At 61.0% G+C, this 11,850-nt stretch carries 9 protein-coding genes and 1 other RNA gene; 1 reads left to right on the forward strand and 9 read right to left on the reverse strand.

The features are described 5' to 3' along the window. Window positions 1-38: 38 nt before the first annotated feature. The 5 genes from ACTWLJ_RS26235 to dnaX form a co-directional block, all read right to left on the reverse strand. Window positions 39-1,187: an acyl-CoA dehydrogenase family protein gene (locus tag ACTWLJ_RS26235; protein WP_445179079.1), complete on the reverse strand. Its 1,149-nt coding sequence runs from the start codon at window positions 1,185-1,187 to the stop codon at window positions 39-41. A 197-nt stretch (window positions 1,188-1,384) separates the two neighbouring features. Continuing rightward, window positions 1,385-1,987 (reverse strand): recombination mediator RecR, encoded by a 603-nt coding sequence (recR, locus tag ACTWLJ_RS26240; protein WP_445179080.1) that lies wholly within the window; start codon window positions 1,985-1,987, stop codon window positions 1,385-1,387. A 66-nt stretch (window positions 1,988-2,053) separates the two neighbouring features. Beyond that, the gene (locus ACTWLJ_RS26245; protein ID WP_445179081.1) at window positions 2,054-3,088 is read right to left on the reverse strand and encodes an NADP-dependent oxidoreductase; all 1,035 of its coding nucleotides are present in this window, start codon (window positions 3,086-3,088) and stop codon (window positions 2,054-2,056) included. 289 nt (window positions 3,089-3,377) lie between these two features. Beyond that, a complete protein-coding gene (locus ACTWLJ_RS26250; protein ID WP_053118768.1) occupies window positions 3,378-3,716 on the reverse strand; it encodes a YbaB/EbfC family nucleoid-associated protein in 339 nt (112 codons plus the stop codon). 67 nt (window positions 3,717-3,783) lie between these two features. Beyond that, window positions 3,784-5,901, reverse strand: coding sequence for a DNA polymerase III subunit gamma/tau (gene dnaX, locus ACTWLJ_RS26255; RefSeq protein ID WP_445179082.1), 2,118 nt, complete (start codon window positions 5,899-5,901; stop codon window positions 3,784-3,786). A gap of 144 nt (window positions 5,902-6,045) precedes the next feature. Here dnaX and ACTWLJ_RS26260 point away from each other — a divergent pair, with 144 nt between their 5' ends. Next, window positions 6,046-6,795 carry a substrate-binding periplasmic protein gene (locus tag ACTWLJ_RS26260; RefSeq protein WP_445179083.1) on the forward strand — a complete coding sequence of 250 codons (750 nt, stop codon included), beginning with the start codon at window positions 6,046-6,048 and terminating at the stop codon, window positions 6,793-6,795. A 180-nt stretch (window positions 6,796-6,975) separates the two neighbouring features. Here ACTWLJ_RS26260 and ffs read toward each other — a convergent pair. The 4 genes from ffs to zipA form a co-directional block, all read right to left on the reverse strand. After that, window positions 6,976-7,072: signal recognition particle sRNA small type (gene ffs, locus ACTWLJ_RS26265), an RNA gene on the reverse strand. Window positions 7,073-7,206: 134 nt separating this feature from the next. After that, on the reverse strand, window positions 7,207-8,370 hold the full coding sequence (locus ACTWLJ_RS26270) for a zinc-binding metallopeptidase family protein (protein ID WP_445179084.1): 1,164 nt from the start codon (window positions 8,368-8,370) through the stop codon (window positions 7,207-7,209). A gap of 146 nt (window positions 8,371-8,516) precedes the next feature. Continuing rightward, window positions 8,517-10,874, reverse strand: a complete 2,358-nt coding sequence (gene ligA / locus ACTWLJ_RS26275) for an NAD-dependent DNA ligase LigA (protein WP_445179085.1) — start codon at window positions 10,872-10,874, stop codon at window positions 8,517-8,519. A gap of 87 nt (window positions 10,875-10,961) precedes the next feature. Then, window positions 10,962-11,825: a cell division protein ZipA gene (gene zipA, locus ACTWLJ_RS26280; protein WP_445179086.1), complete on the reverse strand. Its 864-nt coding sequence runs from the start codon at window positions 11,823-11,825 to the stop codon at window positions 10,962-10,964. Window positions 11,826-11,850: the final 25 nt, after the last annotated feature.

Raw genomic sequence — 11,850 nt, forward strand, 5'->3', positions numbered from 1 at the left:
TAGCCTGCTAGCGATGGGGCCAGTCGCACCACCGCCGATCAAAGCCCCATCTGCTTGCTGATGATCTCGTTCATCACTTCCCGCGTCCCGCCGCCAATCGACAGAATGCGGTTATCCCGATACAGCCGTTCGACCAGACTCTCGCGCATATACCCTAACCCACCAAGAATCTGCACCGCCTCAGTGGTGATCCGGTCGGAAGTGTCCGTGGCAAAGTTCTTCGCCATGGAAATCTCCTTGATCACGCTCTGCCCCGCCGCCATCTTCGCCGCCTGCCGATAGGTGAACTCACGCGAGATTTCCAGCGCCGTGGCCATTTCCGCCAGCCGATGCTTGATCACCTGAAATTTGCCAATCGGCTTGCCGAATGCCTGGCGTTCCCGCGCCCATTTCAGGCTTTCCTCCAGCGCCAGTTGCGAGGTCATGTTGGCCATCAGCGCCAATGCCAGACGTTCACTCTGAAAGTTGCCCATGATGCAGGCGAAGCCCATGTTTTCGGCGCCGATCAGGTTTCCTACCGGTATCCGGCAATCGTCGAAGAATAATTCAGCGGTGTCCGACGCCCACCAGCCCATTTTCTTCAACTGCCGGCCCACGGTGAAGCCGGGGGTGCCCTTCTCGATCAACAACAGGCTGATGCCGCCGAAACCCGGCTCCCCGGTGCGCACCGCGACGGTGTAGAAGTCAGCGCGTACGCCACTGGTGATGAAGGTTTTGCTGCCGCTGACCCGGTAAAAGTCACCATCGCGAATGGCGCGGGTCTGTAGATTGGCAACGTCAGAGCCACCGCCGGGCTCGGTGATGGCCAGGGCGCTGATCTTCTCGCCGCTGAGCACTTGCGGTACTACGCGATCACGAATTTCGGGGCGGGCCCATTTGAGGATCGGCGGCAGACCGATGTCCAGCGAACCGAGGCCGGCGACCAGACCGCCCGAGCCGCAGCGCATCAGCTCTTCGCTGGCGGCGATCTTGGCGAACAGATCACCTTCGTGGCTGCCACCGAAAGCTTCGGGATAGCCGATGCCAAGGATGCCCGCCGCGCCGGCCTTGAGATAGAGCTCGCGGGGGAAGCTTTCGGCTTCTTCCCACTGATCAACGTCCGGCAGGATCTCGCGCTCGACGAATCGTCTGACGCTGTCGCGGACCATTTGGTGGCTGGGGTCGAAGTATTCCTGGAAAGCAGGCATCGGCGAACTCCACTGAAGGGTTCGCCGAAGTTAACCGAGCGCTTGCTTGGTTTTCAACAAGATTGTGTGACCGAGGTGCCTCCATCGCTGGCAGGCCAGCTCCCACAGGGTTCGCGGTTGTTCGCAAATTTTGTGATTAACACAATTCACTGTGGGAGCTGGCTTGCCAGCGATGAGGCCTGAACAGTCACTACAAATCAGAGGGCTATCGGTTTACGCCCGGCAAACGAATGCGCGAGGGTGCCGCCATCCACCAGCTCCAGCTCGCCACCCAGCGGCACGCCATGGGCGATGCGCGAGGCGATCAGGCCTTTGTTGTTGAGCAACTGCGCGATGTAGTGCGCCGTCGCCTCACCTTCCACTGTCGGGTTGGTGGCGAGGATGACTTCGGTAAAGGTGCCGGCCTCTTCGATCCGCGTCATCAACTGCGGAATGCCGATGGCCTCCGGCCCGAGCCCGTCCAGTGGCGACAAATGGCCCTTGAGCACGAAGTAGCGTCCGCGGAAACCGGTCTGCTCGACCGCATAGACATCCATCGGCCCCTCGACCACGCACAGCAACGTGTCGTCACGGCGTGTGTCGGCGCATTGCGGGCACAGATCGTCTTCAGTCAGCGTTCGGCACTGGCGGCAATGGCCAACCCCTTCCATGGCCTGACTCAGGGCCTGAGCCAGACGCAGACCGCCACTGCGGTCACGTTCAAGCAACTGCAACGCCATACGCTGGGCAGTTTTCTGACCCACGCCCGGCAGAATTCGCAGGGCGTCGATCAGTTGGCGAATCAAAGGGCTGAAGCTCATGGGTAAAAAGTCCGACAAAACAACGAGACGCGGTTTATACCCGCGCCTCTGGCCAGCGTCAAATACTCAGTCCTGCGCGACCCGCACCACCAGTTTGCCGAAGTTACGCCCCTCCAGCAGACCGATGAACGCGTCAGGCGCCTGCTCCAGGCCTTCGACCACGTCCTCGCGGAACTTGACCTTGCCGTCGCGCACCCACGGCACCATGTGGCTGATGAATTCCGGCTGACGATCACCGTAGTCATCAAACACGATGAAGCCCTGAATTCGTACACGCTTGGTCAGCAAGGTGCGTTGCAGTGTCGGCAGACGATCCGGGCCTTTCGGTGCCTCGGAGGCGTTGTAACCGGCGATCAGACCGCACAGCGGAATCCGCGCTTTGGGGTTGAGCAACGGCAGCACCGCGTCGAACACATGGCCACCGACGTTCTCGTAATAGATGTCGATGCCTTTCGGACAGGCCTTGGCCAGTTGCTCGGCGAAGTCTGCGGCCTTGTGGTCGATGCAGGCATCGAAGCCCAGTTGCTCGACCACGTATTTGCACTTCTCGACACCGCCTGCCACGCCAACCGCGCGCAGGCCTTTGATCTTCGCCACCTGGCCGACCACCGAACCCACTGCGCCGGACGCAGCGGCGACCACCAGAGTCTCGCCTTCTTTCGGCTGACCGATGTCCATCAGCCCCATGTAAGCGGTCATGCCCGGCATGCCCAGTACACCAAGGGCCATCGACGGGCTCGGCAGACCGGCCGGAATCGGCATGATGTTGCGCCCGTCGCTGATGCAGTGGCTCTGCCAGCCCGTGAGGCCGACCACCAGATCACCGGCATGAAATTTCGGGTGCAGCGAGCGCTCGACTCGACTGACGGCGCCACCGGTCATCACTTCGCCGATTTGCACGGGCGCGGCGTAGGACGGTGCGTCACTCATGCGACCGCGCATGTAGGGATCGAGCGACAGGTAGAGGGTTTTCAACTGCACCTGACCGTCCTGCAGTTCCGGCAGCGCTTCGCGCTCCAGACGGAAGTTTTCCGGCGTCGGCGCGCCTGTCGGGCGGGAAGCGAGCACGAACCGTTGGTTGAGCGTGAGAGGGTCGGACATGTCGGCGTCTCCTTTGAATGATCAATTCGAGGGTATAGGGAGCAGACCTTTGTGGCGGTACAGCGTTCGATGTTTGTTCGGGCAGACCGAGGTGAATTTATCGCTGGCAAGCCAGCTCCCACAGGGTTCGCGGTTGTCCACCTGTTTTGTGATCAACACCATCCACTGTGGGAGCTGGCTTGCCAGCGATGACGGCATTACCGCCACTGCATAACTATCTGTCACAAACAAAAATGCCAGGCACGGATGCCTGGCATTTTTTGTAGCTCATCTGTCGCACAAAGGCGAATCAGAATGGCAGTTTCATACCGGCTGGCAGGTTCATGCCGGCGGTCATGCCGCCCATTTTTTCCTGGCTGCTGGCTTCGATCTTGCGCACCGCGTCGTTGACAGCGGCAGCGACCAGATCTTCGATGACTTCGCGGTCATCTTCATCCAGACCCGGCAGCAGGGTCGGGTCGATGCTGACGCGCTTGAGGTCGTGACGACCGGTCATCACCACGGTGACCATGTCGCCGCCGGCCTTGCCAGTGACTTCAGCGTTGGCCAGTTCTTCCTGCATCTTGGCCATTTTTTCCTGCATCTGCTGTGCCTGCTTCATCAGGCCGGCCATGCCACCTTTCATCATGGGAATCACCTCAAAAGTACTTGGATCAAAACAGCGCCCGGCCATCGCGGCAGAGCGCCCTCAGTTATTAGCCCTGAGTCACCAGGGCGTCGACAGGTTCAATAGTATCGTGTCGCACGACCGCACCGAACTGCTGGACCATCTGCTGGATGAACGGATCACCGTGGATCGAGTCCTCCGCTTCACGCTGACGGTTGGCACGACGCCGGGAAGCCGCCTGAGCCGGGGTTTCCTGCTCGGGCTTGATCAGCTCGATGCTCAGGGTCAGCGTGCGACCGTGGAACTGGTTCAACGCATCGTTGAGCCGGCGCTGTTGAGTGGCGTTGAACAGGGCGCTGTGCGCCGGGTCCAGGTGCATCAACCAATGGTCGCCATCGACGGCGATCAGTGTGCAGTTGGCTGCGATGCTGCCGGTCATCCCGGAGATCGGCAACTTTGGAAACAATTCAAGCCATTGCAGGGCCAGACCGGTCGCCGGCATCGCGGCGGGTTCCGGCTCGGGCTCAGGCTCCGGGTCGGCGGCGTGCTCGCTGGCCAGTTCGTCGAGATAACTGTAAGCCGAATCCACGTCCGGCTCGATGTAGTCCTCGTCCAGCGGCGGCTCGTCGTCCATGTCGAGGCCCGGGGTGGCGGCATCGACGTCGGCGACCGACGGCTCGGGAATCGGCGCAGCGGCCCACTCAGGCGCGTCCGGCACCACGCTGTCGGGGGTCGGCAACGGCATTGGCGGCAACTCGGGTTGCTCGCTTGCGGTTTCCAGCACTGGCTCGACGGCAGGTTGCTGAACGGGTTCTGGCTCTGGCTCGGATTCAGGCTCGGGCGCTACCGGATCATTCCACGGCAGGTCGACGACCGCTTCCACTGCCACGGGCTCAGGTTCTGGCTCTGGAGCCGGTGCAACCACGGGCTCAGGCTCGGGAGCAGGCGCAGCCACCGCAGCAGGTGCCGGAGCCGCAACAGGCGTTGGCTCCGGAGCTGGCGCAACAACCGCAGCCACTACCGGCGCAACCTTCGGCGCGGCAGCCACTGAGTTTGCGGAATCAACTGTGGCCTGGCTGATCCCCACTGGCTTTAGCGGTTGCCTCGGGGCGTCCGCGGTATCGGCGGGCCTGAAGGCCAGCATCCGCAGCAAGACCATTTCGAAGCCACCACGCGGGTCTGGCGCCAGCGGCAAATCGCGGCGACCGATCAGGCCCATCTGGTAATAGAACTGCACGTCTTCGGCCGGCAAGGCCTGGGCCAGCGCCAATACCCGGTCACGGTCGCCGTGGCCATTGTCGACGCCGTCCGGCAACGCCTGAGCGATGGCGACGCGGTGCAGCACGTTGAGAATCTCCGAGAGCACGCCATTCCAGTCCGGCCCTTGTTCGGCCAGATGGCGCACGGCTTCAAGCAACGCCTTGGCGTCGCCTTCGATCAGCGCGTGCAACAGGTCAAACACCTGACCGTGGTCGAGGGTGCCGAGCATCGCCCGCACGTCTGCCGCCAACACTTTGCCTTCACCGAAGGCGATGGCCTGGTCGGTGAGGCTCATGGCGTCGCGCATCGAGCCATCAGCGGCGCGACCCAGCAGCCAAAGTGCATCGTCTTCGAACGGCACGTTTTCGGCGCCGAGGACGTGGGTCAAATGCTCGACCACGCGCTCGGGCGTCATGTTCTTCAGGGAGAACTGCAGGCAGCGCGACAAAATCGTTGCCGGAAGTTTCTGCGGATCGGTGGTCGCCAGGATGAACTTGACGTACGGCGGCGGCTCTTCGAGGGTTTTCAACAGCGCATTGAAGGAATGGCTGGATAGCATGTGTACTTCGTCGATCAGGTAGACCTTGAAGCGCCCACGGCTCGGCGCGTACTGCACGTTATCGAGCAGCTCGCGGGTGTCTTCGACCTTGGTCCGGCTCGCGGCGTCGATCTCGATCAGGTCGACAAAACGACCTTCGTCGATTTCGCGGCATACCGAGCATTCGCCACAGGGGCTTGAAGTGATACCTGTTTCACAGTTCAGGCATTTGGCGATGATCCGCGCAATCGTGGTTTTACCCACCCCTCGGGTACCGGTGAACAGGTACGCATGGTGCAGCCGCTGGCTGTCCAAGGCATTGATCAGAGCCTTGAGCACATGGGTCTGGCCGACCATTTCGCGGAACGAGCGCGGACGCCATTTACGTGCAAGAACCTGATAACTCATCGAAAACCGTCGCCACTGGAAAGCAGAAGCGGCTAATGCTAGCGGAGCAAGGCCAAAATTGCATCCGATGTCCTCGTCTAATCTGGCTAAGCTGCTTTTTGTCGGGTATTTATTGGCCCGGGCGCGGGACTCATCGGAGCATTTATGCGTTGGGCCTTGGGGGCGTTACTGGGGATCAGTCTGAGCGTATCCGCGTCCGACCCGCCGCTGCGCTTCGCCGTGGCCGACAGTTGGGCAATGCCGATGGTGCAATTCGAGCGCGGCCGCCCGACCCAGGGCATCCTCATCGACATCATGCTCAGCCTCGCGACACAGGTTGGCGTCCCGGCAGAATTTCACGTCCTGCCCCGCACCCGCGTGCAGAACGCCATGGAACACGGCGAAGTCGATGTGCGCTGCTATGCCGCACAGTCGTGGCAGCCGAATCAGTCCGGCGACTACATCTGGAGCATTCCACTGTTTTTCCAGCGCGACGTGCTGATCAGCCGTCACGGTGAAACGCCGAAAGTCGATCCCGCCGAACTGCCGCGCCAGTCGATCGGCACCGTGCTGGGCTACATCTACCCTACCCTGCAGCCTTTATTTGATGCCGGCCGACTGCAACGCGAAGACGCGCGCAATCAGAATCAGGTGCTGGAAAAACTGCTGGCCGGCCGGTATCGCTATGCGGTGAGCAATCAATGGACGCTGGACTGGTTCAACCAACGGCTGATGCCGGGGCAGCAACTGCAAGGCGTGGCGGTGCTGCAAGAGCAGAATGTCGGGTGCTACGTGAGGAATGACCCGAAGGTGCCGGTGCAGAGGATTTTGCGGACGTTGTTGCGGATGAAAATGTCGGGGGAAATTGATGAGATTATCCGGCTCTATACCGGCAGTCCCGAAAACACCCCATAACCCCCTGTAGGAGTGAGCCTGCTCGCGATAGCGATGTATCAGACAATTCATCTGTAACAGTGATGACGCCATCGCGAGCAGGCTCACTCCTACAGTTGAATTGTGGTGCCTGGTAAATCGCAGGCACAAAAAAACCGCAACCGGGTGATTCCCGTGCGGTTCGTTTCGTTAAGGTGGTAACCCCACCAGCCACACCCCGGCACACAATGTTCCCGCTGTGGCTGCTGCCTTCCGGCTCTGACCAGGTTCACGGGTAATCGTTGCGGGGGGACCGATGGGGTCACCATAACGACGCTTGCCTGTCGGCGAGCCGCGCCATTGTACCTGTCTGAGACGAAGTTACAACCGTTCGATTCAGATTAAAAACATGAACAGCTTCAAAGACATAAAGATCGCAGCCTGCGGCAGCGTCTACAGGGTCAACACCTCGTCCGCCCTGCCGCCCTCTTGCTGAATCACCAGATGGATGAAGTGCAGTTTGGCAATCGCCGCCGCCGGCAACACGAACGGATAGAAATCCGGCTGGCCCATGCTGCGTGACAGCTCGTTGAGCATCCCTGCCAGTTCGATCCACGCGTTGACGAACGACAAAAACGCCGCACCACCGGGATGGTCGGGCTCGTAGAGGGTGCTCGGCGGAAACGGCTGGTAATCGAAATCCATCTCCCGCGCGCTCATGCCAAAACCCAGTGCGGTGTCCACTGCGTCCATCATGTGCAGGTAATGCGCCCAGGTTTCGGCCCAGTCTTCCCAAGGATGCATGGTCGCGTAGGCGCTAACGTAGTGTTGCGGCCAGTCCAGCGGCGCACCCTGCTGATAGTGACGATCCAGCGCCTCGGCATAACTGGCGCGCTCGTCGCCGAACAGATTGCGGAACGAACCGAGCCACGGGCCATTGGCAATCAGTCGATCCCAGTAGTAATGCCCAACCTCATGCCGAAAATGCCCGAGCAGCGTGCGATAGGGTTCGTGCATCTGCGCCCGCACTTTTTCGCGATGGGCGTCGTCGGCTTCCTTGATATCGAGGGTGATCAAGCCGTTGGCGTGGCCGGTCATCGGCGCATTGCCTTCCAGGTCGATGCCGATGAAGTCGAAGGCCAGCCCGGTGTCCTCGTCCACGGTTTTCGGGATCACCGGCAAACCGAGGGTGATCAGTTGCGCGACCAGACGGCGCTTGGCGATTTCGACCTTGCGCCAGCGTTCGGGGTTTTCCGCGACGGACAGATCGGGGATGGTGCGATTCAGGTTGCAAGCGACGCACAAGGCATCGTCCACATTGGCCGGCAGTAGCCAGTTGCAAGCGGCGGCTGTGTCGAGATTGGCACAACGGCGAAAGAGTCCGGCGTCGGGATCGGCATCCAGCGTCCACGTGCCTTCTTGCGGCCCCGGTTGCAGTGAGGTGATGCGGCTTTGTTCCGGCTGATAACCGAGCGCCGCGTTGCAGGCCAGGCACTGGCTGTTGCGAAAGAACAACGACTGGCCGCAGCGGCACGGCCAGATTTTGCTGTTGCGTGAAGACTCGCCCATGAACGGCGCGACGATGCGGGAACTGAGCTGCTCGAAAAAGCGGTACATGGCGATCTCTCCCTTGGGCTTGCCAAGACTAGATCATTCGCATGACAACATCGTTCCCGATTACAGCGCTGCTGCTAATTGCTCCCCCCCTGTGGTAAGGGAATTTATCCCCTCACCACAGGATCAGTTTCACTCCATGGATTGCGTTAAACCGTGATGCCATGGGTTTTGAGGAATTCGATGAACGCCTCTTCATCCATCACTTTCACACCCAGCTCATTGGCCTTGGTCAGTTTCGAGCCGGCGCCCGGGCCGGCGACCACGCAATGGGTCTTGGCCGAGACCGAGCCCGCGACTTTGGCGCCGAGGCTTTCCAGGTGATCCTTGGCGACATCGCGGCTCATCAGCTCGACCTTGCCGGTCAGCACCCAGGTTTCCCCGGCCAGCGGCAGGCCTTCGACGACTTTCTTCTCGCTCAGCCAATGCATGCCGAAATCACGCAACTGTCTCTCGGCGGCTTCGGCAATTTGCCGATGCTCCGGCAACGCGAAAAACTCGCGCACTGAGTTGGCCTGTTTTTCCGGCAGCGCCTGGCGCATGTCCAGCCAGTCGGCATTCATCACCGCCTCAAGTGAGCCGAACTTGTCCGCCAGTTTCTGCGCGCCGCCCGGCCCCACCGAAGGAATGTGCAGCTTGTCGAGGAAACCGCCCAGCGTGGTGCTGGCAGCAAACTCGGCGCCCAGGTCGCCCTGATCCTGAATCTGCAAACCATGCCCCAGCAGTTCGGTAATCACCTGCTGGTTGTGCGCATCTTCAAAGAAGCTGTGAATCTCGTGCGCCACTTCCAGGCCGACATCCGGCAGGTAGGTCAACACTTGCGGCAACGCCTGCTGCACGCGCTCCAGCGATCCCAGCGAACGCGCCAAGACCTTGGCCGTCTCTTCGCCGACATCGGGAATGCCGAGGGCATAGATGAAGCGCGCAAGACTCGGTTTTTTGCTGTCCTCGATCGCCGCCAGCAACTTGTTGCTCGACACCTCGGCAAAACCTTCGAGGTCGACGATGTCATCGAACTTCAGCGCATACAGATCGGCTGGCGAACTCACCAGACCTTCATCGACCAATTGCTCGACGCTCTTGTCGCCCAGACCCTCGATGTCCATTGCACGGCGCGACACGAAGTGAATAATCGCCTGCTTCAGTTGCGCGCCACAGGCCAGACGTCCGACGCATCGGTAGACCGCGCCTTCGCTGACGGTCTCGCGCCCCTTGCTGCGCTTGACCAGTTGCGTGCGCTCGACGTGCGAACCGCAGACCGGGCAGCTCTCGGGAATCTGCACCGGGCGCGCATCATCAGGGCGGCGTTCGATGACCACTTGCACCACTTGCGGGATCACGTCGCCAGCACGACGGATGATCACAGTGTCGCCAATCATCAGGCCCAGACGCGCCACTTCGTCCATGTTGTGCAGCGTGGCGTTGGCCACCGTGACACCGGCAACTTTTACCGGCTTCAGCCGCGCCACAGGCGTGACCGCACCGGTACGACCGACCTGGAATTCCACGTCGAGCAGCTCGGTGAGTTCCTCCATGGCCGGGAATTTATGCGCGATTGCCCAGCGCGGTTCACGGGCGCGGAAGCCCAGCTCACGCTGATCGGCGATGCTGTTGACCTTGAACACCACGCCGTCGATTTCATAGCTCAGCGAGTTACGGCGCTCGCCGATATCGCGGTAGTAATCGAGGCATTCGTCGATGCCCTTGGCCAGTTTCAGCTCATGGCTGATCGGCATGCCCCAGGCTTGCAATTGCTTGAGATTGCCGATGTGCGTGTCGGAGATATCGTGGGACACCTGGCCGATGCCGTAGCAGCAGAACTCCAGCGGACGATTGGCGGTGATCTTCGAATCGAGCTGGCGCAGGCTGCCGGCAGCGGCGTTGCGCGGGTTGGCGAAAGTCTTGCCGCCGACTTCCAGTTGCGAGGCATTGAGGCGCTCGAAACCCGCCTTGGACATGAACACTTCACCGCGCACTTCCAGCGTCGCCGGCCAGCCTTCACCGTGCAGCTTCAGCGGAATGTTGCGCACGGTGCGCACGTTGACGCTGATGTCTTCGCCGGTGGTGCCATCGCCGCGAGTCGCGCCGCGCACCAGCACGCCGTCCTGATACAACAAGCTGACCGCCAGGCCATCGAGTTTTGGCTCGCAGCTGTATTCCACCGCTGCGCCAGCACCGAACAGATCACCCACCGGCAGATCCAGACCTTCGGTTACCCGACGGTCGAATTCGCGCATGTCGGCTTCTTCGAAGGCGTTGCCGAGGCTGAGCATCGGCACTTCGTGGCGCACCTGAGTGAACGCGGTGAGCGCCACGCTGCCGACGCGCTGGGTCGGCGAGTCGCTGGTGATCAGCTCGGGGTTGGCCGCTTCCAGCGCCTTGAGCTCGTGGAACAACCGGTCGTACTCGGCGTCCGGAATGCTCGGCTCGTCGAGAACGTGATAACGGTAGTTGTGCTGATCCAGCTCAGCGCGCAGCTCTAGAATGCGGTTTTTGGCGGCGGTCATGGGTGTTCTCTCATAAAGCAAAAGAGCAGCCGAGGCTGCTCTATCTATTTTGCTGATCGCCTCTTTATAGCGAGGCAACCTTTCGAATCAGCGCTTCTGGGTCAGGGCGCGGCGTTCGAATTCGACGATGCGCTGACGGTAGTGCTCGATGGTCTGCGCGGTCAGGACGCTGCGCTGGTCGTCTTTCAGCTCGCCGTTGAGTTCCTGGGACAGCTTGCGGGCCGCTGCCACCATCACGTCAAACGCTTGCTTAGGATGACGCGGGCCTGGCAGACCGAGGAAGAAGCTCACCGCCGGGGTGCTGAAATGGTCGATATCGTCCAGATCGAAAATGCCCGGCTTGACCGCATTGGCCATGGAGAACAGCACTTCACCGTTGCCGGCCATGCTTTCGTGGCGGTGGAAAATATCCATCTCGCCGAAACGCAGGCCGCTTTCCAGAATGTTCTGCAACAGCGCCGGGCCTTTGAAGCCGGCAGCGTCGCGGCAGATCACGCTGATCACCAAGACTTCTTCCGCTTGTGGCTGATCCTTGTCGCTGACCGCCGGGGAAGGCTTGGTCTCGACAAAATCATCACGGCTGCTGAAGCCCGGGCTGTCATCCAGATCCAGATCGAGGTTCAAGTCACCTTGAGCCGGGCCGTTGCTGCCGCGCTTGCCGCGCTTGGAACCGGATTCGCGAGGCTCGCGGGTTTCGCGCGCCGACATGCTCACCGACGGCAGGTCGTGCTCGTCCAGTTGCGGTTCCTTGTGATCGTCCTTGTCCAGCACGCGGGCCGGGCCCAACAGCTCAGCGCTGGTGTCCTCGTCCGGCAGGTTGGACAGACTTCGGTCAAGACGGAATTTCAGTTTTCCCTTGCCGCCGCGCATACGGCGCCAGCCATCAAAAAGAATACCGGCAATCACTATGATGCCGATGACGATCAGCCACTCGCGCAGACCGATTTCCATGTAATCCCGTGCCTCTATAAAAAAT

The sequence above is a fragment of the Pseudomonas sp. McL0111 genome (genome assembly GCF_052567255.1).

What these genes read in the sequence shown, in the direction of transcription:
- ACTWLJ_RS26235 (WP_445179079.1), bottom strand. Translation starts at nt 1,187, where the DNA reads ATGCCTGCTTTCCAGGAATACTTCGACCCCAGCCACCAAATGGTCCGC.
- recR (WP_445179080.1), bottom strand. Translation starts at nt 1,987, where the DNA reads ATGAGCTTCAGCCCTTTGATTCGCCAACTGATCGACGCCCTGCGAATT.
- ACTWLJ_RS26245 (WP_445179081.1), bottom strand. Translation starts at nt 3,088, where the DNA reads ATGTCCGACCCTCTCACGCTCAACCAACGGTTCGTGCTCGCTTCCCGC.
- ACTWLJ_RS26250 (WP_053118768.1), bottom strand. Translation starts at nt 3,716, where the DNA reads ATGATGAAAGGTGGCATGGCCGGCCTGATGAAGCAGGCACAGCAGATG.
- dnaX (WP_445179082.1), bottom strand. Translation starts at nt 5,901, where the DNA reads ATGAGTTATCAGGTTCTTGCACGTAAATGGCGTCCGCGCTCGTTCCGC.
- ACTWLJ_RS26260 (WP_445179083.1), top strand. Translation starts at nt 6,046, where the DNA reads ATGCGTTGGGCCTTGGGGGCGTTACTGGGGATCAGTCTGAGCGTATCC.
- ACTWLJ_RS26270 (WP_445179084.1), bottom strand. Translation starts at nt 8,370, where the DNA reads ATGTACCGCTTTTTCGAGCAGCTCAGTTCCCGCATCGTCGCGCCGTTC.
- ligA (WP_445179085.1), bottom strand. Translation starts at nt 10,874, where the DNA reads ATGACCGCCGCCAAAAACCGCATTCTAGAGCTGCGCGCTGAGCTGGAT.
- zipA (WP_445179086.1), bottom strand. Translation starts at nt 11,825, where the DNA reads ATGGAAATCGGTCTGCGCGAGTGGCTGATCGTCATCGGCATCATAGTG.